The sequence below is a fragment of the Pseudoalteromonas sp. SCSIO 43210 genome (assembly GCF_054133285.1).
Genome location: NZ_CP087225.1, coordinates 1,531,724 through 1,557,047 on the forward strand (window position 1 = coordinate 1,531,724; position 25,324 = coordinate 1,557,047).

23 protein-coding genes are annotated in these 25,324 nt (G+C 37.9%); 19 read left to right on the top strand and 4 right to left on the bottom strand.

Features of this window, described 5'->3' with window-relative positions:
- Positions 1–203 precede the first annotated feature (203 nt).
- The 3 genes from LOS73_RS06750 (at position 204) to LOS73_RS06760 (ending at position 4,798) form a co-directional block, all read left to right on the top strand.
- Entirely contained in the window at positions 204–2,555 is a 2,352-nt protein-coding gene (locus tag LOS73_RS06750; RefSeq protein WP_457934714.1) for a TonB-dependent receptor, read from the top strand.
- 88 nt (positions 2,556–2,643) lie between these two features.
- Positions 2,644–2,997, top strand: a complete 354-nt coding sequence (locus LOS73_RS06755) for a hypothetical protein (protein ID WP_149604962.1) — start codon at positions 2,644–2,646, stop codon at positions 2,995–2,997.
- Positions 2,998–3,319: 322 nt separating this feature from the next.
- Positions 3,320–4,798, top strand: a complete 1,479-nt coding sequence (locus tag LOS73_RS06760; protein WP_457934715.1) for a cellulase family glycosylhydrolase — start codon at positions 3,320–3,322, stop codon at positions 4,796–4,798.
- 64 nt (positions 4,799–4,862) lie between these two features.
- Here the strand turns inward: LOS73_RS06760 and LOS73_RS06765 are convergent, their stop codons facing one another.
- Complete coding sequence (locus LOS73_RS06765; protein ID WP_457934716.1) at positions 4,863–6,554, bottom strand: alkaline phosphatase D family protein; 1,692 nt, start codon at positions 6,552–6,554, stop codon at positions 4,863–4,865.
- Between the two features lie 302 nt (positions 6,555–6,856).
- On the opposite strand from LOS73_RS06765, the gene LOS73_RS06770 reads away from it, so the two are divergent.
- The 15 genes from LOS73_RS06770 (at position 6,857) to LOS73_RS06840 (ending at position 18,135) form a co-directional block, all read left to right on the top strand.
- Positions 6,857–7,129: a hypothetical protein gene (locus tag LOS73_RS06770; RefSeq protein ID WP_007376333.1), complete on the top strand. Its 273-nt coding sequence runs from the start codon at positions 6,857–6,859 to the stop codon at positions 7,127–7,129.
- 235 nt (positions 7,130–7,364) lie between these two features.
- On the top strand, positions 7,365–7,943 hold the full coding sequence (locus tag LOS73_RS06775; RefSeq protein ID WP_008137099.1) for an LON peptidase substrate-binding domain-containing protein: 579 nt from the start codon (positions 7,365–7,367) through the stop codon (positions 7,941–7,943).
- Positions 7,944–8,011: 68 nt separating this feature from the next.
- Positions 8,012–8,635 (top strand): sigma-70 family RNA polymerase sigma factor, encoded by a 624-nt coding sequence (locus LOS73_RS06780; protein ID WP_002962457.1) that lies wholly within the window; start codon positions 8,012–8,014, stop codon positions 8,633–8,635.
- The gene (locus LOS73_RS06785) at positions 8,628–9,308 is read left to right on the top strand and encodes a ChrR family anti-sigma-E factor (RefSeq protein WP_007376330.1); all 681 of its coding nucleotides are present in this window, start codon (positions 8,628–8,630) and stop codon (positions 9,306–9,308) included. The genes LOS73_RS06780 and LOS73_RS06785 overlap by 8 nt, the downstream gene beginning before the upstream one ends.
- An 8-nt stretch (positions 9,309–9,316) precedes the next feature.
- Positions 9,317–10,270, top strand: a complete 954-nt coding sequence (locus LOS73_RS06790; protein ID WP_007376329.1) for a YbgA family protein — start codon at positions 9,317–9,319, stop codon at positions 10,268–10,270.
- Positions 10,270–11,664, top strand: a complete 1,395-nt coding sequence (gene phrB / locus LOS73_RS06795; protein WP_007376328.1) for a deoxyribodipyrimidine photo-lyase — start codon at positions 10,270–10,272, stop codon at positions 11,662–11,664. Before LOS73_RS06790 ends, phrB begins: the two co-directional genes overlap by 1 nt.
- 1 nt (position 11,665) lies before the next feature.
- Complete coding sequence (locus LOS73_RS06800; protein WP_007376327.1) at positions 11,666–12,094, top strand: nuclear transport factor 2 family protein; 429 nt, start codon at positions 11,666–11,668, stop codon at positions 12,092–12,094.
- A 2-nt stretch (positions 12,095–12,096) separates the two neighbouring features.
- Positions 12,097–12,807: an SDR family NAD(P)-dependent oxidoreductase gene (locus tag LOS73_RS06805; RefSeq protein ID WP_007376326.1), complete on the top strand. Its 711-nt coding sequence runs from the start codon at positions 12,097–12,099 to the stop codon at positions 12,805–12,807.
- The gene (locus tag LOS73_RS06810) at positions 12,804–14,060 is read left to right on the top strand and encodes an NAD(P)/FAD-dependent oxidoreductase (RefSeq protein WP_007376325.1); all 1,257 of its coding nucleotides are present in this window, start codon (positions 12,804–12,806) and stop codon (positions 14,058–14,060) included. Before LOS73_RS06805 ends, LOS73_RS06810 begins: the two co-directional genes overlap by 4 nt.
- Positions 14,053–14,790, top strand: coding sequence for a DUF1365 domain-containing protein (locus LOS73_RS06815; RefSeq protein ID WP_457934717.1), 738 nt, complete (start codon positions 14,053–14,055; stop codon positions 14,788–14,790). The genes LOS73_RS06810 and LOS73_RS06815 overlap by 8 nt, the downstream gene beginning before the upstream one ends.
- Positions 14,791–14,829: 39 nt before the next feature.
- The gene (locus tag LOS73_RS06820; protein WP_008137087.1) at positions 14,830–16,092 is read left to right on the top strand and encodes an SAM-dependent methyltransferase; all 1,263 of its coding nucleotides are present in this window, start codon (positions 14,830–14,832) and stop codon (positions 16,090–16,092) included.
- Positions 16,070–16,570 (top strand): DUF2878 domain-containing protein, encoded by a 501-nt coding sequence (locus LOS73_RS06825; RefSeq protein ID WP_033030202.1) that lies wholly within the window; start codon positions 16,070–16,072, stop codon positions 16,568–16,570. Before LOS73_RS06820 ends, LOS73_RS06825 begins: the two co-directional genes overlap by 23 nt.
- A 53-nt stretch (positions 16,571–16,623) precedes the next feature.
- Positions 16,624–17,112 carry a chalcone isomerase family protein gene (locus tag LOS73_RS06830; protein WP_033030203.1) on the top strand — a complete coding sequence of 163 codons (489 nt, stop codon included), beginning with the start codon at positions 16,624–16,626 and terminating at the stop codon, positions 17,110–17,112.
- Position 17,113: 1 nt separating this feature from the next.
- On the top strand, positions 17,114–17,653 hold the full coding sequence (locus LOS73_RS06835; RefSeq protein ID WP_457934718.1) for a DUF3833 domain-containing protein: 540 nt from the start codon (positions 17,114–17,116) through the stop codon (positions 17,651–17,653).
- 206 nt (positions 17,654–17,859) lie between these two features.
- On the top strand, positions 17,860–18,135 hold the full coding sequence (locus LOS73_RS06840) for an HU family DNA-binding protein (RefSeq protein ID WP_002962474.1): 276 nt from the start codon (positions 17,860–17,862) through the stop codon (positions 18,133–18,135).
- Positions 18,136–18,227: 92 nt separating this feature from the next.
- On the opposite strand, the gene ilvN is transcribed toward LOS73_RS06840, so the two are convergent.
- Positions 18,228–18,725 carry an acetolactate synthase small subunit gene (ilvN, locus tag LOS73_RS06845; RefSeq protein WP_007376319.1) on the bottom strand — a complete coding sequence of 166 codons (498 nt, stop codon included), beginning with the start codon at positions 18,723–18,725 and terminating at the stop codon, positions 18,228–18,230.
- Positions 18,725–20,449, bottom strand: coding sequence for an acetolactate synthase 3 large subunit (locus LOS73_RS06850; RefSeq protein WP_149604971.1), 1,725 nt, complete (start codon positions 20,447–20,449; stop codon positions 18,725–18,727). Before LOS73_RS06850 ends, ilvN begins: the two co-directional genes overlap by 1 nt.
- A gap of 487 nt (positions 20,450–20,936) precedes the next feature.
- Between LOS73_RS06850 and LOS73_RS06855 the strand changes: the two genes are divergently transcribed.
- Positions 20,937–23,957 carry an immune inhibitor A domain-containing protein gene (locus LOS73_RS06855; protein ID WP_457934719.1) on the top strand — a complete coding sequence of 1,007 codons (3,021 nt, stop codon included), beginning with the start codon at positions 20,937–20,939 and terminating at the stop codon, positions 23,955–23,957.
- 67 nt (positions 23,958–24,024) lie between these two features.
- Here LOS73_RS06855 and LOS73_RS06860 read toward each other — a convergent pair whose 3' ends face one another.
- A complete protein-coding gene (locus LOS73_RS06860) occupies positions 24,025–25,032 on the bottom strand; it encodes an isocitrate dehydrogenase (protein WP_002960311.1) in 1,008 nt (335 codons plus the stop codon).
- Positions 25,033–25,324: the final 292 nt, after the last annotated feature.

Sequence of the window (25,324 nt, forward strand, 5' to 3'; positions counted from 1 at the left end):
ATTTGAATGAATTTTAGTGTACAAGTGTACGCTGAGTTTTTCAATATTATAATTTTTATATGAATACAATAATTTATTATTTTTCATAAAGTTGAAACATCAATTTAACCAATGCGTAATTAATAAGACGTAAAAAAGTCGTAATAGTTCGTTAGATTATTGGTAATTCCTAAAAAAAATTAATCGGACGAACAGTGAAAAACATGAAAAATAAATTAACAACACGGCCTTTTCTTAAACTTACTAAATTGTCTGTGGCGATGATTTGCGTTACATCAACAAATAGTTTTGCAGATCAAACCATAAATAAAGAACTTGATGAAATAGTGGTTGTTGCTCAAAAGCGTGCGCAATCAATACAAGATGTGCCTGTAACAATAAGCGCCTACGATGGCGACTTTTTAGAAAGCTTGGGTATAGGTGAACTAGACACTTTATCTGAAATAACACCAGGGCTTGTTATTCAAGAGCAAAGCCCTAACAACCCGGGCTTTGTAATTCGTGGTATTACGTCTGATAGTGGGTCGTCTCAATCATCCCCTCGTGTGTCTATTTATTATAACGGAGCAGATGTATCACGCTCTCGTGGCTCATACTTTGAGCTTTTTGATGTAGAAGGGATTGAAGTTGTTAAGGGACCACAAGCGACACTGTTTGGAACAGCAGCTTCTGTAGGTGCTATTAGTGTAGCAACACGTAAACCAGAAAAAGATTTTTCGGCTCAATTAAAAGCATCCGTTGGTAATTACTCGGCCAAAGGTGCTAGTGGCTTTGTAACGGGTGGCAATGATTTATTACAAGGCCGTGTTGCTTTTACTTATCGTGAACGTGATGGGTTTATAAAAAATATTGCAGGAGATAGTAACTCCCAAAATCCGGCTGGGTTTAAGCAAGATGACATGCATGCTATTGAGCGTTTTTCTTATCGTCCGTCTTTACGTATTACACCTAGTGACGATGTAACGATTGATTTGGTGTATACGTATGAAAAAAATGATGACTCGGGTACATCTTTTAAAAATGGGCTTTATGCACCAACCGGTGGTGATACAAGTCCATATAGTTTTGTTGAAATGCTAGGTAGTCCGTATGCAGAGTCTGTGTTTGGAAAAAAAGACTTAGGTGTAGAGCGCACAGTTAACGATTTAAATTTGACTGTAAATTGGGATGTAAGTAACGATTTAACAATCACCTCAATTACTGCAGGGCGTAATTTTGATTCTTTAGAAGTGTTTGATGCTGATGGTACACAAGCATGGTTTTTAGAATTTGCAGAAGCTGCAGAGGGCGACCAATTTAGCCAAGAATTACGCGCTGTTTATACGCAGAATAAGTTTACTAGTATTTTTGGTGTGAGTTACTTTGAAGAAGAGGGTAGCCAGCGTATTCCATTTAGTACAGAGGAGTCTATATTCTTAAATTGCTTAGGCGTATTGGGTTCAGGTGTTCCTTGTATTAATAATGATGGTAGCGTTAATATTTTAACGCCAGCATTAACAGGTGGTGCAATAAACGAGTTGCCATATTCATTAGAGTTTACAAACTATGGTGAAAACAAAGCGTACTCAGCGTTTGCTGATGTAACTTATGCTGCAACTGAGGCACTGGAGTTAACAGCGGGTCTTCGTTATATAAAAGAAGAAAAGCGCAGTGGTTATAGCTCTGCTGCACCCAATAGTGTTTTGACGCAAGCGCCATTGTTTACGGTTGATACGAATGGTGAAACATTCTATGGCGATGCTGATTATGATGATTGGCTGCCACGTTTTAATGCGCTTTATATAATAAACCCTACTACAAATATGTATGCGACTATTTCAAAAGGGCGTCGTTCGGAAGTACTTGAAGTAAGTTCGGCTAACGACGAACAAGGGAATGTTGAAGCCTCAATATCAGAAGTTCCAGCGGAAATTATTTGGAACTACGAAACCGGTATTAAAGGCAAAGCGCTTGACGGGCGTTTAGATTACTCTGTCGCTGTATTTTATCAAGATTACTCTAACTTTCAGGTTACGTTACAGGATGATGAAGGCGTTGCGTTTTCTGCAGATGCGGGCTCTGCCACTAATGTTGGCGCAGAGGCTGAAGTAAGGGCGTTAATTAATAATGAGTTTGAGGTATTTGCCAATACGGCTTACCTTGATGCTGAAATAGATGATGACAGTAATAACGGTAACCTCGCTGGCAATAAATTTAGATTACAACCAGAGTGGACATTTAGTACGGGGCTGTTTTATTCAACAGAATTGTCAAACTCACTTAATTTAACGAGCTCTTTGATATATAGCTACCGCTCTGAAGTGTTTTTTGAGCCAGCAAATGCGCCAATATCAGGCTTAGATATTAGCCAACCAGCGCTTGGATTAGTCAGTGCGCGCTTAGGTATCGCAAATGGTGATGACTGGGCTGTTAGTGTATTTGCTAGTAACTTATTAGATAAAGAATATTTAGTTGATGCAGGTAATACTGGAGGGGGATTTGGCAACCCAACATTTGTTGCAGGGGCACCTCGCTTTGTTGGTATTGAGTTAACTCTCGGGTTTGGTGGACAATAATACATTTAACTACTTGATATTTTAATTGAGCCACTGCAAAGTGGCTTTTTTATGTGATCACGTTAAAGTGAATTTATATTAGGTAAAAATGAAACAAGATCTAAAAGCTGCTTTACTTACCGCCATTGTTTATCCTGGAGCGGGGCATTTTTCTTTAAAAAAACACCTTATAGGCGCTATTTTTGCGGGTGTTTTTTCTGTTCTTTTAATTTTAACCCTTCAAGATATATTTGCGATTGCACAGTGTACTGCAAATGAAATTGTACACGGAAAAATCCCCATGTCGGTTACGGCTATTTTAAAAGCCGCGCAACAACCATCTAACGCCTGCGCTCAGCTCGCTGAATATAAGTACGTACCTTTAATGATTGTTATTTGGATATTGAGTATTGCAGATGCCTATCGTTTAGGACGTAAGGTGTTGCCCAATATAATTGACTGAAATGTATGCAAGGTGGTGTTTCTTAATCGATGGCTACCTATTTACTCTACTTAAACATTTTATTTTTACCTAATGTAAAAAAAGTGTAAAAAACAATATATCCCCGACAAAATCTTCGAACTTCGTTAAACATGCCTTTTATTCTCCTTTTCCTAATTCACGGCAGTGCTTCGTGAATTTTTTTGTTCAGTTAATGTTAATAATAAGTTGGTACTTTTAACTTACGTAAAATATAATGGGCAATTACTTTGTATTTCTTTTGCGGTTTTACTTTATTACATCAGCGAAATGACGACTGATAACTTCAATTTAAGGAAATATTATGGATAACAGTTTAATTAATCACAACAAAAGGAACTTTAAAGTGACGAGCTTATCGTTAGCTTTATTATTAGGTTGTTCAACAATGGCTAATGCCGCTGTTGAGAAATTAACGGTTAGTGGTAATCAAATTCTTGCTGGTGGTGAAAATACGAGCTTTGCAGGTACCAGCTTATTCTGGAGTAACACGGGGTGGGGGGCTGAAAAATTTTATACCGCAGAAACAGTAGCACGTGCTAAGTCTGAATTTAATGCAACATTGATTCGCGCGGCAATAGGCCATGGGTCAAGTGCTGGTGGTAGCTTAAATTATGACTGGGATGGCAATATGAGCCGTCTTGATACTGTTGTAAATGCTGCTATAGCTGAGGATATGTACGTTATTATTGACTTTCATAGCCATGAAGCACATACAGATCAGGCTACTGCCGTTCGATTTTTTGAAGACGTAGCTACAAAGTATGGGCAATACGATAATGTTATTTATGAGATTTATAACGAGCCGTTACAAATTTCATGGGCTAACGATATTAAGCCTTACGCCGAAACTGTAATTGATAAAATTAGAGCAATCGATCCTGATAATTTAATTGTGGTTGGTACACCAACATGGTCTCAAGACGTTGATGTGGCATCACAAGATCCGATAGATCGCGCCAATATTGCTTACACTCTGCACTTTTATGCTGGCACGCACGGACAATCATATCGAAATAAAGCGCAAACAGCACTCGACAACGGTATTGCATTGTTTGCTACAGAGTGGGGGACAGTTAATGCTGATGGCAATGGTGGTGTTAATGCTAATGAAACAGATGCATGGATGGCATTTTTTAAAACAAACAATATTAGTCACGCTAACTGGTCTATTAATGATAAAAACGAAGGGGCTTCGTTATTTACTCCAGGCGGCAGTTGGAATTCATTAACCGCTTCAGGCACTAAAGTTAAAGAGATCATTCAAGGTTGGGGTGGCAGTACCGTTGCTTTAGACTCTGATGGCGATGGTATAAGTGACAGCCTTGATCAGTGTGATAATACTCCTGCAGATACAGTGGTTGATAGTATTGGTTGTGCGGTAACTGATGCCGATGCTGATGGTATTAGCGATAGTGTTGATCAATGTCCAAATACACCTGCAGGGGAAACTGTTAATGATGTGGGTTGTGCTGTTGAAGTAGTTGAACCACAAAGTGATGCGGATAATGATGGAGTGAATGATGATATTGATCGGTGCCCAGATACACCCGCAGGTACAAATGTTGATGCAAATGGATGTAGTGTTGTGAGTTCAACCGATTGTAATGGTATTAATACATACCCTAATTGGGTGAAAAAGGATTATTCGGCCGGTCCATTTACACACAATAACACCGACGACAAAATACAATATCAAGGCAATGCATACAGTGCAAATTGGTATACAAACAGCCTTCCAGGAAGTGATGCTTCGTGGACGCTTCTTTATAGTTGTAATTAAGCGCGTTTAATAAAATAAACGAGAAGGTAAATAATGTGTTTACCTTCTCTTTTTATACAAAATGTTAGCCTTTATAGACACTTTGGTGTTGAGCAGCAATGTTGTAGCTTGGAGAGCTTATGTTATCTACATAGCGCCAATCGGTTGTGATTTGCTCTTTAGTGATTGTAAGCAACATATAGCCACGGTGTGATAAGTCACAATAGTTTAAGTCGTTTATTAACAATGAAAGCGAGTCAGCCATCTGCTTTGCTTGTGCTGTATTAAGCGCTAAATAATGCTCCATACCCGGGGATGTAACACCAGGTGTTGCAAATTCTACTCCCACACTTTCGCCTTTTGCATTTTTTAATGTGCCATGCCACGCATTGTGCGTATCACCTGCAACCACTACTAACTTTTTATTTAATGCGGTAACGCTTTTGTATAATGCTTCGCGCTCGCTTGGGTAACCATCCCACGCATCTAAATTATAAGGCATTAAAGTATTTACGCGTGCGAGTTGCGCGGGTGTTACCGCTTTATTTGCTAACACTGTTTTTTTAATTGCAACAAGCTCTTTTAATACCATCGGGATTTTAGTGCGATCGGATTGCGAGAATATTTCAGTAGGCAGCCACATTTTGCTCATGAGTACTTGCTGCCCTAATACTTGCCACTTTGCATTTGACTCAGTTATTGCACTCGTGAGCCAGTTTAGTTGTGTTTTACCTAGTAACTGCCTTTTTGGATTATTTAAATCACTGACAAAGCGCGCAATATCCATTTGCTTGGTCTCGGGGTTTTTGTAATCGCTGTAGGCGAGTTGTTTATCGCGTGCTATTACGCGAGTATCTAGCATGTGTAAGCTTATTAAATTACCAAAATCAAACGTGCGATATATTTGCGGGCTTTGTTCGCCCATAGGCGGTCTAATTGGCAGCCATTCGTAATAAGCTTGAATAGCCGCTGCACGACGTTTAAAAAAATCACCTTCGTTAGTGTTGTGATTTTCCGCGCCATTTTTGTATGTATCATTAGCAACTTCGTGGTCATCCCATATTGCAATAAAAGGCGCTGCTGCGTGAAATGCTTGTAGACCTTTGTCTGTTCTGTAAATTGCATAGCGTTTGCGGTAGTCACTTAAAGTAATAATTTCACCGCTGTTATCGGCGGCTAATTGGCGGCCAATTTTTTCAGCATTTTCAGTGGCGTATCCACCCATTGGGTACTCGTAAATATAGTCTCCTAAATGCAGTACTACATCTAAATCCTTTTGCTTGGCGGCATCAGTGTAGGCATTAAAGTACCCAGCAGGGTAGTTTGAGCACGACACAACAGCCATTTTTATTTGTTCAACATTACTTATTGGCAGTGTTTTAGCTCGGCCTATAGGGCTTTGTGTTTGCAAACCCATAAAACGGTAAAAGTATTCGGTATTTGGTGCAAGATCTTGCACGTCTATTTTTATAGTAAAGTCGCGGCTTTTATCTGTTTGTTCGTAACCGCTGCGTAATATATTTTTAAAATCAGGATCAGTTGCCAGCTCCCATGAAACAGTCGCAATGGAAGATGGTTGAGAGGTTGTGGCTCGCGTCCAAATTATTAAAGCATTACTTAGTGGATCACCACTGGCAACACCATGCTTAAACTCAATTGCTGATAATGGTCTGTCAGCTAGTGTTTGAGCGCAGCCTGTTATAGCGCTGGAAATAGCAACGGTAAATACACTGGCTACTGATGTTTTTAAAAAACCACGACGAGATAAGATAGACATACTGCACTTTTCAATTATTTATAGTAATGGAACTTTAACGTTTAGATATGACGTTTTTATAAACGCTAAATGTATTTACTGTGACTTTTATTAACGTGGGTAAATAGATCTTAATTATTAACCAAATATTGGTCAAAAAATAAAATTAAGTGGTTAGATTAATAGAGTGTGAATTTTTGAAATTAATTAAATTTATAAAAACCTATTTAATTACAATACTTTAATTTTTATTTTCATGTTGGCACAACCCTTGATTATATAACTTCGTCTAATCAAACAATATACAAACAAGGAATACCATTATGAAACATTCAATTAAAATCGCTATGGCAAGTTTATTAGTATTAGGTTCTGCGCAAGTACACGCAACAGAAGTGGACCTAGATGTTACTGATATATTAGCTCAAAGTGTAACAAGCTACGTTAAGCAAACAACATTCGAACTTGAAAAGTCATTAAAAGAAACGCTTTATTTTGATGCTAAAACTGTTTTAGTTGGAATATTAGATGAGGCTGTTTTAACCGAGAATACTGCGTCTAAAAATACTGACGCGAGTGTTAAAAACGTTAAATAAACCATTTAAAGGATTAAAACGATGAGCAGTGAATTTGGGTTATTTGCTTTAATGTTAGCGCCAGTAGCCAGTATGATAAGTGCATATTACTCAGTCCAAGTACTAAAAAGCATGGGGAGCTGGTTTAATATTTAACCAATGGTGGAGTAGGTAATTAATTCGATTCATGCAAAGCTGATCGACTTAGCAAAAGCGCACGTAAGTAAAGGCAGAGTGTTTGAAATAAGTAGACTTTATGAAACGTGCGATTTTTCCATTACCCATTTTTATGTTACCTGAAGGTTATACGCGATTACGCATATTTGAGCCTCGTTATTTAAATATGGTTAAAAACGCATTAAAAAATAATACAGGGTTTGTGCTTTGTACATTCGAGCATGACACGCCTTTTAATATAAGTGCGCAAGGTTGTCTTGTTGATATTATCGATTTTGATCAAGACGATAACGATGTATTATTAATTGATGTATATGCATCTAAAAACGTGCAAATTAATGATGCTTACCAAGACGAAGACGAACTGCGACATGGGCTGGTATCGCCTTGTAAGACGCCTTATTGGTACAAGGACATTAACAACTCAATTGGCAAACATTACCTATTACATGATGCGCTTTTAAACGTCTTTGAAAGTAATCCGGAACTTAGTTTACTGTACAAAAAAACTCATTTTGACAAGTTGCCTTGGATTGCAGCACGTTGGCTTGAGCTCCTGCCTATTTCTATCGAGAAAAAACAGCAACTTGCGTTTGAAACGAACTTTGATAACTTATTGAATTTCCTCCATACTGTGATTAATAACGAATTTGCCTAAATTTTATGATCCTAAATTAATTATTGCCCGTATTACTTAATACAAAAGCAATAACGGGATAAATTATTATGGTAAGTCAACAACAGTCACCACGTTGTGAACCTAATACAGGTAAGTACACTGCCATGCCAGAAACGCCGAGTAAAGAGCTCATGCAAGCGCTTATAGACGTTGCGCAATCACGCGACAAAAAAGCGTTTTCCTATTTATTTGAATATTTTGCGCCAAAAATTAAACGCTTTGGAATTAAGCAGTTTGGTGTTGAAGCTCAAGCAATGGAGCTTGTTCAAGAGACGTTAACGTCTGTTTGGCGTAAAGCACATTTGTATCACAGTGATAAAGGTGCAGCGACTACGTGGGTTTATACCGTTATGCGTAATGCTTCATTCGATATGCTTCGCAAAATGAAAAGTAACAAAGAAGAAAACATAAGCGAAGATATTTGGCCGTTATTAAACGAATCACAAGATACACATCACGAATACAGTGATCATTTAGAAGATAAGCAAATTAAGCGCTATTTAGACAAGCTACCAATCGCTCAACGTGAAGTGGTAAGAGGCGTTTATTTTCAAGATATGTCGCAAGAGCAACTTGCACATCAACTTAACATTCCAGTAGGCACGGTAAAATCACGGTTACGTTTGGCCTTGCAAAAATTACGTAATGAAATGGGAGATCAGCATGATTAAACATCACCCGAGTGAAACTTTACTGACACAGTATTGCGATGCATCACTTGCTACATCACTGAGTTTAGCCGTTTCTATACATGTAGATATGTGCCCTGTGTGCCAAGCTAAAGTCGCTAAAATTGAAGCAAGTAATGCAGACGCGTTATTTAGTGAAGAGCCAGTCCAATTTGAGACAGTTCAAACAGAGCAATCTGAGTTATTTGAAGACTTTGAATTGAATGTTCTTGATATGATCACATCTGATGATTCTATCGATGAAGTTTATGAGGTAGAGCCTGTTTCTATTAAAGTAAATGAACATAACTACCAGCTTCCGCGTGCTTTAACGCGTATTTCTCATAGTAAATTTACACAAGTTGGTAAGTTAGCGCGATCTCGAGTTTCGCTTGATGATGGTGCGCTACGTTCTAGCCTGTTACACATTGATGCGGGTGGTGAAATACCAGAGCATACGCATACTGGATTTGAAGTTACTTTACTTCTAGATGGTGAGTTTAGTGACGAAGATGGTAGTTACGTACCAGGCGACTTCATATGGCAAGATGGTAGTCATCAGCATACACCTTTAACGAAAGACGGGTGTTTGTGCTTTACAGTTGTCAGTAGTGCGCTACATTTTAATAAGGGCTTCAGCAAGTTACTAAATCCAATAGGTAATTTGATTTACTAAGAGAATATATGCACACAGATATAATAAAAATAGGTATAAGCGCCTGCTTAGCAGGCGAAAAAGTTAGATTTGATACGGGTCATAAAAAATCAAATTTTTGTATGGATGAGCTAGGTAAACACGTTGAATACACACGGTTTTGTCCGGAAGTAGCTGTTGGTTTACCGATACCTCGCCCAACTATTCGCCAAGTTAAAGTGGGCGATACTATTAAAGTATGTCGCCCAGATGGCACTGGCGAAGTAGGTCAACAACTTACCGAATATGGTAAAAAAGTTGCAACAGAACAAGCTAAAGAGTTGAGTGGATTTGTATTTTGCGCGAAAAGTCCAAGTTGCGGTATGGAACGCATTAAAATATACAATGAAGCAGGCACGGGTAATACCTCAGAAGGCGTTGGTTTTTTTGCTGAGCAAATAATGAAGCACAACCCATTATTGCCATGTGAAGAAAACGGGCGTTTAAACGATATGCATTTACGTGAAAACTTTGTAATGAGAATTTACGTATTTAAAAACTGGCAAAAGTTAGTACAAGAGCCGCTTACGGTTCACAAGCTTACTCAATTTCACTCTCAGTATAAGTATTTGTTGATGGCTCACAATTATCAAGCTTATCGTGATTTGGGTAACCTGCTTGGAACGTTTGTAGGTGACGATATAAATGCAGTTGCTGATGAATATATTTTAGGTTTGATGACAGGTCTTAAAAAGCCAGCTTCTCGCAGAAATAATTGCAACACGCTAATGCACTTACAAGGTTACTTTAAAACTGATTTATCGAAGGTTGAAAAACAAGAACTTCGTGATGCGATAGATGAATACCGCGAAGGATTGGTGCCATTGTATGTACCACTTACCTTGTTAAAACATCATTTGAAAGTTCATCCGAATGAGTACCTTGAAAAACAAGTGTTTTTTAACCCATACCCTCACGATTTAAAACTACGATTTGGTATTTAATGGATACATTATTTTGGTTTAGGCGCGATTTGCGCCTTTTTTCTAACGAAGCGTTAATTCAAGCGCTAAACAATGGCGCTAAACACGCCATTTTTTTTGTGTCTGAAAAGCAGTGGCAACAACACCAAACAGCGCCTATTCAGATTGACTTACTCAAGCGCCGAGTTACTTATCTTCAATCCCAACTTGCTGATTACGGTATTACTTTACATATTATTGAAGCGCCTAGCTTTTGTGATTGTACGCGCGAGCTCATTAACTTTTGTAAAGCAAACGATGTAAAACACGTAATTGCTAATACAGAATATGAGCTTAATGAAGTAAACCGCGATAAAGCAATTTTGCATGAATGCGATGAGCGTACAATTACTTTTACTTTGTACGAAGGTGATTTAATTGCGCCTGCAGGCTCAGTTAAAAATCAAAGTAATGAAATGTATAAAGTGTTTACTCCATTTAAACGTGCATGGTTAAAGCAGTATCAAGATACACACTTTAGTTTGCCACAATGGCCTTTAACTTCTGACCCTATTGAGTTTGACGAGAGTGATTTACTAAAAAATGATGGGTGCTCAGATAAGTGGCCGGTTGACGACGAAACACTCTCTACCGTAGTTGATAATTTTATATGCGACAAACTTACAAGTTACGACGACCAGCGTGATATTCCCAGTGTAAAAGGCACATCGGGTTTAAGCCCGTATTTAGCACTAGGTATTGTAAGCACAAAGCAACTGCTTATTAATATTCAGCAGCGTTATCCTGATATTTTAACTACGTCAAAAAGTAAAACGTTTACGTGGATTAACGAGCTTGTTTGGCGCGAATTTTACAGGCATTTAATTGCTGAATTTCCGAAGCTTTCGCGCGGCGATAACTTTAACGAAAAGTATAATGCTGTAGTGTGGCGTAAAAGCGAAAGCGATTTTAAAGCATGGTGCGAAGGGCGTACAGGTTACCCATTAGTGGATGCAGCAATGCTACAACTTAAGCAAACCGGTTGGATGCATAATCGTTTACGAATGGTTGTTGCAAGCTTTTTAACTAAACATTTATTAATAGACTGGCGTGAAGGTGAACGCTTTTTTATGCAGCACTTAATTGATGGCGATTTAGCCTCAAATAATGGTGGTTGGCAGTGGGCTGCAAGTACGGGCTGTGATGCTCAGCCTTATTTTAGAGTTTTTAATCCTATCAGACAAAGCGAGCGCTTTGATCCAACGGGCAAGTTTATCCGTAAGTATTTGCCAGAGCTTGAAAACGTGCCAGATAAACACATTCATTTTCCACACACTTATTTAGCCGCAACAGGCAAAGATAAGGAATGTTACTGGCCAGCAATAGTTGATCATAAAGCGGCACGAGAACGTGCACTTGCTGCATTTAAGGTGTGATATGGATAACCAGTTACCAGTAGATAAATTTGTTGAAATATACCAACAGCTTGATAGCACTAATCTTGATTTATTGAGTGATATTTACTGTGACAACATACAGTTTATAGACCCGATGCATGAAATTAATGGCATTGTAGAATTGCGCAGGTACTTTGCTAACTTATACAGCAATGTTAAGCATTGTCAGTTTGATATTAGTGATTCGTTTAATAGCGGTAACAATGCTTTTATTTATTGGACTATGCATTATGCACATCCAAAGCTCTCATCAGGTAAAACTATTTCGGTAGAAGGTCATAGCAAGCTTATTTTTAAAGATGGCAAAATTATCAAGCACAGAGACTACTTTAATGTGGGCGAGTTGTTATACAAACACATTCCTTTACTTGGTAGCGTTATAAAGCTAATTGATAAAAGGACAGGTTAATTATGATCACACTTATAACGGGTGCTACATCAGGTATTGGAGAGCAGCTAGCAATTAAATATGCGCAGCTAGGAGACACTGTTATAGCTTGCGGACGTAATAGTGAAAAGCTCGCCGAGCTTGCTAAATACGACAATATTCAAGCTTGTAAATTTGATGCAACTAACCTGCAAGATATAAAAGAGTCTACTATTGGCTTTCCTCATTTTGAGCGAGTTATCTTAAACGCCGGTAACTGTGAATATATAGATGATGCGCGAAATTTTGATAGTGCATTATTTGCGCGTGTAATAAACGTCAATTTACTTTCTATGGGGTATTGCCTTGAGGCGTTACTCCCTAAAATAAATCCAGGCGGCCAGCTTGTTTTAGTTAGCTCAAGTGTTACTTATCTTGCGCTACCTCGTTCAGAAGCTTATGGTGCATCAAAAGCGGGTGTAAGTTACTTAGCAAAAAGCTTAGCTGTTGATTTAAATGATGTTGATGTGACTTTAGTTCATCCAGGTTTTGTAAAAACCCCGCTCACTAGTAAAAATGATTTCCCGATGCCTATGGCCGTTACTGCTGAAAAAGCCGCTGACTACATGATTAAGGGTATTCAAAAACGCCGCAAAGACGTTCATTTCCCTTATCGTTTTACACTTATATTAAAAGCATTACGTATTTTACCACTCCCACTTTGGCTTAAAATCGCAAAAGGATTAGCCCGTTGAAAAAAATAGCAATAATAGGAACTGGTGTATCTGGTTTAACATGTGGGCATTTGCTTCACAAACATTATGATGTAACCATTTTTGAAAAGAATGATTACATAGGTGGTCACACTGCAACAGTTGATGTTGATGTAAGCGGCATCAAATACGCAATAGACACAGGCTTTATTGTGTTTAATGACCGAACTTACCCATACTTTGAAAAACTGCTAAAGCGTATTGGTGTCAATAAACAAAAAACAGAAATGAGCTTTAGTGTTCACAACGAAGCCACTGGTTTTGAATATAATGGCCATACATTTACAAGTTTGTTTGCACAGCGCCGTAATATTTTCAGACCAAAATTTTGGCGTTTATTGTACGACATTGTTAGGTTTAACAAACTGTGCAAAGCAATGCATGAAAAAGGTGATTACCAGTCTGATCAATCATTAGGGCAATTGCTTAACGATAACCAGTTTAATGACTTTTTTAAATACCATTATATTCTTCCTATGGGCGCGGCTATTTGGTCTACCAGTATTAAAGAAATGGAAAACGTAGGCGTTGAGTTTTTTGTTAAGTTTTTCTTTAATCATGGGCTTTTAGATGTAACCAATAGACCACAGTGGTATGTAGTACCAGGAGGCTCTCGTCAGTACATTAAGCCGCTGATCAGAGGCTTTGCCGATAAAATTAACCTCAATACAAATATTAAATCTGTTACGCGTCAAAATGATGAAGTAACAATAGAGTTTGCCAATGGTGAGCAAAGTAAATTTGATAAAGTAATATTTGCTTGTCATTCAGATCAGGCGCTTGCACTACTTGGTGATGCTACGGAGCAAGAAAAGTCAGTATTGGGTGCAATAGCTTACACTGAGAACTCAGTGGTGCTGCACACCGATACAAACCTTTTACCAGATAGAAAAGCGGCATGGGCAAGCTGGAACTACCTACTTAATAACAACACTGATAAAGCAGCTGTTGTTACTTACCAAATGAATATTTTGCAAGGTATACAATCGGATACACAGTTTTGTGTAACGCTTAATCATCTTGAAGGAATAAGCCAAAGTAAAATTTTGCGCGAGTTTACCTATCATCACCCTGTATTTAACCAAGAATCTATTGCGGCTCAAAAACTTAAACACAGTATTGATGGGAACAATAATAGTTATTTTTGTGGCGCTTATTGGTACAATGGTTTTCATGAAGATGGCGTACACAGTGGTGTAGATGTGGCTAAACAGCTTGGGGTCGAATTTGACTAGTGCAGTTTATTTAGGCGATGTAAAACATCGCCGTTTTGCTGTTAAAGAACATCGTTTTAGCTATCCTTTGTATATGATGTGGGTCGATCTAAACAATCCTCAGCAATTAAATGGTGTACATAAAAACTTAGGTACATCAGGCTTAAAAGCCTTAAAGTTTAACGAGGCAGATTACCTACAAAGTTTATCAGCTTTTGACCAATCTCCCATTATTGAACGTGCTCATAAGCAACTTTCTTCATTAGGTATAAAGGAAACATTTACTCATGTTTATATGCTTGGGCAACTACGCTGTTTAGGGGTTTATTTTAGCCCTGTTAATTTTTACTTTTTTGGTAATAGCGATAATAGCTTTACGTATATGATTGCTGAAGTAAGTAATACACCGTGGAATGAACGCCATTACTATTTAGTCTCCCTAGAAAAAAAAGTGAACTTTAAGAAGGTTTTTTCCGTATCACCTTTTATGAATTTAGATATGAACTATCATTGGCATATTCGACAGTCGCCTGATAAAACATTGATACATATTGAAAATAAACGAGATGAAGTATTATTATTTGATGCAACACTTCGTTTGAAACGTGCAGAGCTTACTAATCAAGAAGTCAGTAAGTTACTAAAACGTTTTCCGGCCATGACGTGGTCGATCTTTAAAGGTATTTACCATCAAGCGCTAAAGTTATTTATAAAGCGAGTGCCTTTTTTAGGTCACTCAGGTAGGCCATAAAACATATACAGATAGTTAGAACAATAAATAGGTATTTTAATGGATAAAGTGTCGAGCTTAAATTGTGAACAAAGCACGAGTTGGTTAACTAACATATATAAAAAATTAGTAACTAAAGCCTTTTCGTCAATTAAAACTGGTCAAATAGTTTTGATTGAGGGAAACGAAAGAACTATTTTTGGGGATTCATCTTCAGAATTAAAAGCAACTGTTACAGTAAATGATAAAGCAATGTATAAAGCATTTGCTCTGTCAGGCAGTGTTGGCGCAGGCGAAGCGTATATTCTTGGGCATTGGTCTTGCGATAACTTAACCTCATTTATAGAAATATTTGCTATAAATGAAAAGCAACTTGATGAGTTTGAAAAAAAATTCGCATTTTTTAGCAATGTCGCACACCGGTTCAATCATATAAAAAATAAAAATTCTGAATCAGGATCTAAAAAGAATATTGTTGCTCATTACGACTTAGGTAATGATTTGTACGAATCATTTTTAAGTAAAGAAATGCTTTACTCAAGTGCTGTATATCCTACAAAAGAAGCGACACTTGAAGAGGCTCAACTATACAAGCTTAAACGCATTTGTGAGCAAGTTGAGCTTCAAAAAAATGACTCAGTTATTGAGATTGGTACAGGGTGGGGGGCTTTTGCTATATATGCAGCCACGCATTATGATTGCCATGTTACAACAACAACCATATCTGACGAACAACACGATTACGTAGCAAATAAAATTATTGAGCTTGGTCTTGAAAATAAAATAACGTTACTCAAGCTCGATTACAGACTATTAAAAGGCAAGTACGACAAGCTTGTTTCTATTGAGATGATAGAAGCGGTGGGCCATGAGTACTTACCTAGCTTTTTCACCCAATGTGGTGAACTGTTGAAAGATGATGGTGCTATGCTCATACAAGCTATAACTATTGGCGATCAGCGTTATAAGCACTACTTAAAAAATTCTGACTTTATCCAACAGTATATTTTTCCGGGCGGATGTTTGCCATCACTTAACGAAATGAGTGAGCAGATTAAAAATAATACCGACATGGTAATTCATACTGTTAATGATATTGGTGCTCACTACGCACGAACATTAGCTGATTGGCGAACCCGTTTTATAAAAAGCTGGCCAGATTTGGACCGTTCAAAATTTGATGAACGCTTTTATCGCTTGTGGTTATTTTACTTTGCTTATTGCGAAGGTGCGTTTAGAGCTAGAGCTACAAGCACAGTGCATTTAATGGCACGTAAACCGAGGTTTATGAGCGATAACGATGATATTGCGCTCGGTTATTAATTTTGTTTTATTTCAAGCAGTGTGGTTTTTATCATTGCTGCTTGAGGCTGATTCGCTATTTTTTAGCGGATTAATTATTGTTTTAATGTTTTGTTTGTCAAAGCAGAAAAAACAAGACACCTTACTACTAATTAAAGCCCTACCTTTAGCAATGTTGTTAGAGTTTATAGCGGTAAAGTTAGGCTTGTTAGAATTTAAAGTTTATCCCTTTCCTCTATGGCTCGCCTTTTTATGGGTTGCATTATTACTTTCTTTAAACACCTCAATGATCTTTTTAGGTAGGTTAAAACTTTGGCAGGCCTTTTTAGTATGCATAGCTTTTGCGCCAGCAAGTTATTGGGCTGGGGGGCGCTTTGAAGTAATAAGTTTAGGCTTACCTTTATGGCAGTTTTGGCTCGTGTACGGTGCGCTTTGGTCTACTGTGTTTACTGCTATTCTTTTTATAAACCAAAAAATTAAGTTATTCATCAACCGCTGATCGCCCACAATTCCCATTTCGTAACATTACTCATTGACTCGAGGGAGCTTATTTTGAAACTTATACTAAAGGCAGTTACTTTTTATTTGCTTACAACTTCAATTGTTTTAGCTGACACACAGTTTAATAAAGTAGGCGAAGCACGAATGGAGTATTTATTTTGGGATGTATATGACGCGGTTTTATTTACCCCTTCAGGTAATTACAGCGCAGGAACGCATCCTATTAAATTTAAACTTACCTATTTACGTGACTTTGAAGCTAAAGAAATCGTAAAAGCAACAAATGAGCAGTGGGAGCATATTGGAAAAAAAGAGCTAGCTGATAAATATGACAGTAAATTATTGTCTATTTGGCCTGATATTAAACAAGGCGATTCGCTAACGCTGATCACTAATGAGCAGGGTATGAGTACTTTTTATCATAATGATGAACAAATTGGTGAAATAAACGAACTTCAATTTTCGAGTGACTTTTTAGCCATTTGGCTTGACGAAAAAACTTCTGAGCCAAAACTACGAAAGCAATTATTAGGGAATTAATATGAATATATTAAACACGTTAAAAACAGCATTGATCTGCTTATCAGCTCTACTTTTAATTAGCTGTTCAGCGCCAAATGTTGAACATTATAAAAATACATCGCCAAACTTTGACTTTAAAACATTTTTTAGTGGAAATTTAAAAGCCTATGGTGTTGTACAAGACTTTAAGGGTGAATTGACCCGCAAGCTTGTCGTAGATATGAATGCAACGTGGGATGGTAACCAGGGTGTTATTGAGGAAGATTTTGTTTACGATGATGGTGAAACACAAAAACGTATTTGGAAAGTAACGCTTAATAACGATAACAGCCTAACGGGCACTGCTGATGATGTTATTGGTGTAGCTAAAGGGAAAAGTAATGGCAGTGTATTTCATTGGAACTATAATGTTGAACTTGCATATGATGACAGCACTTTAAACGTTAATTTTAACGATTGGATGTACTTGGTTACACAAACGCGCTTGATAAACCGCACATCTATTGTTAAGTTTGGTGTCGAGGTTGGGGAAGTGACCTTAGTTATCGAAAAAATATAGTTTATTATGTTGCCTAAGTTGCACCAAAATTGTACTTAAATTAAGTTGTTGTTAACTCAACATGCTGTATTTTACCGAGAATTATTTAAATTTTATGTGTTTTTGAAGATTTTAAACAAAAAATGCAATTTGCTGTTGCTAACTGTTTAAAAATGCATAAAGATAGGATTTGCGAAGGCAAAATAATAACGAATAGGAATCTAACAATGAATAAAGCTCAATTAGTTGAAAAAATTGCTACTGATGCAGAAATCTCTAAAGCTGCCGCTACTCGTGCTCTTGACGCGTTTACCGGTGCTGTAACTTCTTCTTTAAAAGAAGGTGATTCAGTAGCGTTAGTTGGTTTTGGTACTTTCTCAGTAAAAGAACGTGCGGCACGTACTGGTCGTAACCCGCAAACGGGTGCTGAGATCCAAATCGCAGCAGCAACTATCCCAAGCTTTAAAGCAGGTAAAGGTCTTAAAGACCAAGTAAACCCTTAATAGGTTTAACAAATTAAATAAAAAAAGGGCTAATTAGCCCTTTTTTTTTATCTATTAAAAAGCCAAATTTCAATGGCTTAATTATAGGTAAGTTATGCTTTTAAGGCTTTATCGCCTCTTCCTATGCCTACAGCACCTGAGCGCACAACTTCAATAATGTCAGTTTCATGTCGCAACGTATCTAAAAATGATTCTATCTTATCTGTGCTACTAACAAGTTGTAGGCTGTAACTTTGACGTCCCATATCTAAAATAGCGCCTTGGAAAACATCGACCACACGGGTTACTGCAGCACGGGTTGATTCATCTTGCGCGAATACTTTAACTAATAAAAGCTCGCGTTCGATGTGACTCATCTCGGTTAAATCTATAATCTTTAATACATCAACAAGTTTATTAACTTGCTTTGTTATTTGCTCAACAACACGGTCATCACCCATGGTGGTAATAGTGATACGCGATAATGATTGATCATCAGTTGTACCTACAGTCAGGCTATCAATATTGTATGCACGTTGTGAAAAAAGCCCAACAATACGTGATAGAGCACCGGGTTCATTTTCTAATAATATAGATAAAATACGACGCATTATGCTTTTACTCCTTTACGTAACCACATCTCATCAATGCCACCTAATTTAATTTGCATTGGATATACATGCTCTTTTTCGTCGACAAGAATATCTAAAAAGACTAAGCGGTCGTTTATGCTCATCGCCCTGTCAATTGCAGGTTGTAGTTCATCAAGCGTATTTACTTGAATACCTACATGTCCGTAGCTTTCAACTAACTTAACAAAATCAGGGAGGGAATCCATATAAGATGATGAATGGCGTCCGCCGTAAACCATATCTTGCCATTGACGTACCATACCTAAAGAGCGGTTATTAAGTGATACAACTTTTACCGCAAGGTTGTACTGTAAACAGGTAGATAGTTCTTGGATATTCATTTGAATAGAGCCATCACCTGTAATACATACAGATTCTTTATCCGGAAAGGCTAGCTTTACACCCATTGCAGCAGGTAAACCAAAGCCCATAGTGCCTAGGCCGCCTGAATTTATCCACTGACGAGGATGCTTAAATGGGTAGTATTGCGCTGCAAACATTTGGTGCTGACCAACGTCAGAACTTACGTAAGCATCGCCATTAGTGGCTTTATAAACAGCTTCTATCACGGCTTGTGGTTTAATTTTTTCGCCATCAGTGTTGTAGCTTAAACATTTTTGTTCGCGCCAGCTGATAATTTGACGCCACCAATCTTCTTGTGCGCTGCGGTCGATTTTAATTGGGCTTTTATCGATACCTGCTTGTAGTTGCTCCAGCACCGTTGCTAAGCAACCCACAACGGGAATATGCGCTTTGATTGTTTTAGAAATAGAGGTTGGGTCTACATCTACATGTACAATCGTGGCATTAGGGCAAAACTTTTGAACATTATTAGTTACCCTGTCATCAAATCGGGCACCTAATGCCAAAATAACATCGGCGTTAGCCATTGCTTTGTTTGCTTCTAGTGTACCGTGCATGCCTAGCATACCGACAAAGTTAGGGTGCACACCTGAAATACCACCCAATCCCATTAGTGTGTTTGTAATTGGCGCATTTAACGATTCAACTAAGTGTGTTAATTGCTCTGACGTGTTTGAAATAACAATGCCGCCACCCGAATAAATAACGAGCTTTTTAGCTTCTAAAATGGCAGTAACAGCTTTTCGAATTTGCTTAGAGTGACCTTTAGTATTAGGACTGTATGTTCTAAGTTCTGTTGTTTGAGGAAATTCGTATTCAAACTTAATCGCAGGGTTTAGCATGTCTTTAGGGAGTTCAACTACAACTGGGCCTGGACGACCTGTACTGGCTATATAAAAGGCTTTAGCGAGTATTGCAGGGATCTCCTGCGCACTTCTACAATTAAAGCTGTGTTTTACTATAGGGCGAGAACAGCCAACAATATCAGTTTCTTGGAATGCATCGTCACCAATTAAATTTGTAGGTACTTGGCCTGATAATACAACCATAGGAATTGAATCCATGTAGGCCGTTGCAATACCTGTAATACAGTTTGTAGCGCCAGGGCCTGAGGTTGCAAGCACAACACCCACGTCACCAGTTGCTCGTGCATAGCCGTCGGCCATATGCGTAGCAGCTTGCTCGTGACGCACGAGTATGTGTTCAATATCATCTTGTTGAAAAAGTGCATCGTATAAATCTAATACTGAACCACCGGGGTAGCCAAATATGTATTTAACCTTTAAATCTTTTAATGCCTGAACAACTAGTTCAGAACCATTATATTCTTGTTTGCTCATCCTCATTCCTCTGTGCGCTTTTTATGCATAAAAAAACCCCCGCGTAGTGCGAGGGTTTTTAAAAAGCAGTATCACCTTTTAATACATCCCCGCTGGGCTTATAACCAAGACCAGTACGAGTACGACTAAAAGATTAATGTGTGTGTTCATAGTTTTTACTCTACTTAGCAAAACACTGCTTTTAAATTAAAAATTCTGTATAGGTTTATTTTTAAGGGTTTTGAGCCTTTATGTCAACCTTGAAAGCGTTTTTTTGCATTTTAAATTCGTTTTTTGGCTTTTTTTAATTTAAATCTGCAGAAACCCTGTGTTTAACTGAGTTTACTAGCAGAAATTATGCACTTTAGGTTGTGGGTTCGATTTTAGATATAAAAATAGTGAGAGACCATTAACTTTTATTGCATATGTTAACTATATGTTTTTATCGCCTGTTTAAATTCCTATTATTAGGTATGATTACTACATAATTATGTTTGAGGAAGACACAGTGAAAAAAGTGATGTTAATTGCGCTTTTAACTACGCTATTAAGCCCAATAGTGGCAGCTAATAATATAAGTCCGCATGATGTTGGTATAACTAACGAAGAACGTATTTTATATTGGCTTAAAAAAAGAGACCAAATATCTTCAAGTGAGTTAGATAGTTCATTTAAGTCATATATGAGTAATAAAGAAGCTGCCAATCACTCAATTAAAAATGGCTTTAGGCAATTTAAATCCTCCTCCAACGTTTTTTCAAACACAAATAAACAGCAGGTTGCTTTTTCAACGTCACTAGTGCCAGATCAAAGTGTTAATGATGTAAAAGTGTTAGCTATCTTAATTGATTTTCCTGATCTAAAACATGACGACAATCAGCTTGTAGAGCAAGACACCGACATGTTTTACGCTGAATATTCAACTGAGCACTATCAGCAAATGCTTTTTAATACTCAAGGTTATACGGGCCCTGATGGACAAAGCTTAAAAACGGCTGCTGATTATTATAAAGTGGCTTCGGGGAACAGCTTAAACTTTAACGGACAGGTATATGGCTGGGTAACCGCTGATAGCAATGCAAAAATATATGGTGAGCGCCAAGGCAGTACACGGGATATAAATGCACCCGCTTTAATTAAAGAGGCTGTGGAGAAGGCGGTTGCAAAGTTTAATATTAATTTAGCGGATTATGATTTAACCGATTTAGATGATATTGATGGCGACGGTATTGTTAATGAACCTAATGGCATCATTGACCATGTAATGATTTTTCATTCAAGTATTGGTGAGGAAGCAGGTGGCGGTTACCTAAGCACCGATGCTATTTGGTCGCACCGCTACTATGTGTTTGATGAAAATAGCGGGCCGAGCGAGATTGCAGGCAGCAATATTAAGCTCTTTGGTTATACCATTAACCCTATTGATGCAGGGATTGGTGTGGTAGTGCATGAGTTTGGACATGACTTAGGATTATTGGATGAATACGACTTGCAATCTAACACGGTGGGTGAGCCCGTCGCGTCTTGGTCAGTTATGTCGACAGGAAGTTGGGCTGGTTCGCCAAGAGGCTCAGAGCCGGTTATGTTTAGTCCTTATGCGCTTGAGTATTTACAAAAACGATACCGGGGTAACTGGGTTAACCAGCTTACACTTGATATGAATGAGGTAGAGGCTAACTCACAGCAAACATTAATTAATACTGCTAGTACTTCACAACTGCAAAATCAAATAAAAATAACACTGCCACCAAGGCTCGAAAAATTTAGGGCTCCAGTAGAAGGCGATTTTCAATACTATTCAAATACGGGCGACAATATTAGCAACAACTTAGCGAATACAATAGCGCTACCAAGCACAACTGAGACACTTACTTTAAGCTTTATTGCTTATTACAGTATTGAGCGCGATTATGATTTAGTTCAAGTAAAAGTAAATGGCGAGCCAATCGCGAGTAATTATACGCAAGCGCTTAATCCATACTACGGTGATATTGGCCCATATATCTCAGGTGATTCATTTCTTAATAGTGATGCTAAGCAACCTAACGGCTATTTAACCCATAAATTTGATTTATCAGCTTATGCTGGGCAAACAATTGATTTAAAAATTGAATACATAACAGATGCGAACACACATTATTATGGTTTTGTTGTTGATGATATGCGCATTGAGCAAAGTGATACTTTAATTTGGCAAAATAATGCACAAGATCAAGTTAACACTGAGTTTAATGGCTTTGAAAAAGTAGGTAGTTACACATATGCATCGCCATCACATTACTATTTACAATTGCGTTCATACACAGACGTTGACATTAGCTTACAAGCAGAGCAGTACTCACCGGGGTTATTATTGTGGTACAGCAATGAATCTCAAGCAGATAATAATACTACCGAGCATCCAGGCAGTGGTTTTGCATTAGTGGTAGATGCCGATCAGCGCTCAATAAATAAAGGCAGTACGCAAACTCCGGCTGCTTCAGCAATTCAAATACGTGATGCTGCTTTTAGTCTATACCAACAAAGGGCAGGGTTAGGTGATGATGATTTATCAGCTATCACCCAGTTCACTGATAAAAACGATTATAGCTTTTCAGCGCAAAAACCATCGGGTGTTATGCTTCCACAGGTTGGTTTTGGGTTTAATATTATAAATCAGTCAGCTGATAGTGAAGACATAGAAGTAGAGCTTAATTACGATGTTACTAAGGGTATTAATTTTACCAAAACAGGTTTAACCGTTAATTTTAATGTAGAAGGTTTTGCACTCACGCCTTCGGATACATTTACGTGGAATTTTGATGATGGTAGCTCAAGCATAGAGTTAACCCCTACTCATGAATACCAAGACTATGGCACTTACAACGTTGAGTTTATGGCAAGTAATGGTACTTCAGATCAAGTAGCTGTAGTTCAAGTTACACTAGCTGAACCATTATCTGTAAATGAAATTGAATATGAAATAAACCAAGGAACTTTAACAGCTGAGGCTTCGCTTACAGGTGGGGTCGCACCGTATACTTATAATTGGCAGCTAGGGGATGGAAGTACTTTAACGACGCAATCGCTTACTTATAATTATTTATACTCTGGTGATTACCAAGTAACGCTTACAGTGACGGATAACGAAGGCACGGAGCAAACTAAAGCGATTGATGTAACTGCAACTGTTCCGCTTAGCATAAACGCAAACGCTACCGTTAGTGATTTAAGCGCACAATTTAATGCCCAAGTAACCGGCGGCTTTAATAGTTATACTTACAGTTGGGATTTTGGTGATGGCAGTGCGTTATCAAATTTACAAAACCCAATACATACTTATCAAACTGACGGGACATATAACGTAACGTTGAATGTTACTGATACTCAAACCAATGATACTTTTACTAAAGAGTTATCTGCTACTGTGCAAAAACAACAAAGTAGTTCGGGGTCAAGTGGCGGATCACTTTCAGGTTTATTAGGATTACTACTTTTGGGCTTATTTAGGTTTAATACTAACTTGCATAAATACACTAGGTTAGTATAAACGTAGTTAGCAAACATAAAAAAGCCCGCTAAATTAGCGGGTTTTTTAAATTAATAGCAAATATTAATTATAAACGGTCAATTACTGATTGAGTGAAATCAGTTGTACCGTGGCTGCCACCTAAATCGCGAGTTGTACGGTCGCCTGATTTAATTACATCAGCAACAGCACTACGAATACGCTCTGCCGTATCGCCCATATTTAAATGCTCAAGCATTTGAATAGATGCTAAAATTACAGATGTTGGGTTAGCTAGATTTTTGCCTGCAATATCTGGTGCACTACCGTGTACAGCTTCAAAAATTGCTGCATCTTCACCAATATTAGCACCTGGTGCCATGCCTAAACCGCCAACTAAACCAGCACAAAGGTCAGATAAAATATCACCAAATAAGTTAGTCGTAACAATTACGTCAAACTCTTCAGGTGTCATTACCAGCTTCATACATGTAGCATCAACAATCATTTCATTTGATTCAATTTGTGGGTAACGCTCAGCTACTTCACGTGCTACTTTTAAAAACAAACCAGATGTTGATTTTAAAATGTTAGCTTTATGAACGGCAGTTACTTTTTTACGACCTTCGCGTACCGCTAGCTCGTATGCAAAAGTTACGATTTTTTCTGCGCCTTCACGCGTAATTATCGATTTTGCTTGTGCTTCATTTCCGTCTTCACTTACTACTTGGCCAGCACCTGAGTACATACCTTGCGTATTTTCACGAATAGTAATGATATCAATATCGTCGTAACGCGCTTTAGTACCAACAAATGATTTAACTGGACGTACGTTAGCGTATAAACCAAATTGCTTACGAAGTGTTACGTTAATAGATGTAAAACCTTCACCTACAGGCGTAGTTAATGGGCCTTTAAGAGTGATTTTGTTTTTAGCAATGGTATCAACCGTTTCTTGCGGAAGTAACTCACCTGTTTTTTCAAGTGCTGCAAGGCCTGCATCAACAAATTCATAATCAAAGTCGCAACCTGCGGCTTTTAATATTTCAAGTGCTGAGTCGATAATGCTCGGACCGATGCCGTCGCCTTTGATCACTGTGATGGTTTGTTTGGCCATTGACTTTTCCTTTAAAGATTTTGATTTGCACATAAATTATTACTCTGAGAGAGTAACAGCTTGTTAGGTCATTTATGTGAATGGGATTGAAAATTGTAAGGGCGCATTTATACCAACTTATCGCCCATTTTGCCAGTTTATACTACAAATACTGGGTATAAATTGTATTTATAATGGAAATAAAAAGACTAAATAACCTGAACACAGATATAAGATATTTACTAACATATTGAACCATAATGATATTTAAAATTATTTTTCTAGCCAGAGATTTTCAATGAAAAAAGGCGAA

Coding starts and splice junctions, on each gene's coding strand:
- LOS73_RS06750 (WP_457934714.1), top strand. CDS start 204: ATGAAAAATAAATTAACAACACGGCCTTTTCTTAAACTTACTAAATTG.
- LOS73_RS06755 (WP_149604962.1), top strand. CDS start 2,644: ATGAAACAAGATCTAAAAGCTGCTTTACTTACCGCCATTGTTTATCCT.
- LOS73_RS06760 (WP_457934715.1), top strand. CDS start 3,320: ATGGATAACAGTTTAATTAATCACAACAAAAGGAACTTTAAAGTGACG.
- LOS73_RS06765 (WP_457934716.1), bottom strand. CDS start 6,554: ATGTCTATCTTATCTCGTCGTGGTTTTTTAAAAACATCAGTAGCCAGT.
- LOS73_RS06770 (WP_007376333.1), top strand. CDS start 6,857: ATGAAACATTCAATTAAAATCGCTATGGCAAGTTTATTAGTATTAGGT.
- LOS73_RS06775 (WP_008137099.1), top strand. CDS start 7,365: ATGAAACGTGCGATTTTTCCATTACCCATTTTTATGTTACCTGAAGGT.
- LOS73_RS06780 (WP_002962457.1), top strand. CDS start 8,012: ATGGTAAGTCAACAACAGTCACCACGTTGTGAACCTAATACAGGTAAG.
- LOS73_RS06785 (WP_007376330.1), top strand. CDS start 8,628: ATGATTAAACATCACCCGAGTGAAACTTTACTGACACAGTATTGCGAT.
- LOS73_RS06790 (WP_007376329.1), top strand. CDS start 9,317: ATGCACACAGATATAATAAAAATAGGTATAAGCGCCTGCTTAGCAGGC.
- phrB (WP_007376328.1), top strand. CDS start 10,270: ATGGATACATTATTTTGGTTTAGGCGCGATTTGCGCCTTTTTTCTAAC.
- LOS73_RS06800 (WP_007376327.1), top strand. CDS start 11,666: ATGGATAACCAGTTACCAGTAGATAAATTTGTTGAAATATACCAACAG.
- LOS73_RS06805 (WP_007376326.1), top strand. CDS start 12,097: ATGATCACACTTATAACGGGTGCTACATCAGGTATTGGAGAGCAGCTA.
- LOS73_RS06820 (WP_008137087.1), top strand. CDS start 14,830: ATGGATAAAGTGTCGAGCTTAAATTGTGAACAAAGCACGAGTTGGTTA.
- LOS73_RS06825 (WP_033030202.1), top strand. CDS start 16,070: ATGATATTGCGCTCGGTTATTAATTTTGTTTTATTTCAAGCAGTGTGG.
- LOS73_RS06835 (WP_457934718.1), top strand. CDS start 17,114: ATGAATATATTAAACACGTTAAAAACAGCATTGATCTGCTTATCAGCT.
- LOS73_RS06840 (WP_002962474.1), top strand. CDS start 17,860: ATGAATAAAGCTCAATTAGTTGAAAAAATTGCTACTGATGCAGAAATC.
- ilvN (WP_007376319.1), bottom strand. CDS start 18,725: ATGCGTCGTATTTTATCTATATTATTAGAAAATGAACCCGGTGCTCTA.
- LOS73_RS06850 (WP_149604971.1), bottom strand. CDS start 20,449: ATGAGCAAACAAGAATATAATGGTTCTGAACTAGTTGTTCAGGCATTA.
- LOS73_RS06860 (WP_002960311.1), bottom strand. CDS start 25,032: ATGGCCAAACAAACCATCACAGTGATCAAAGGCGACGGCATCGGTCCG.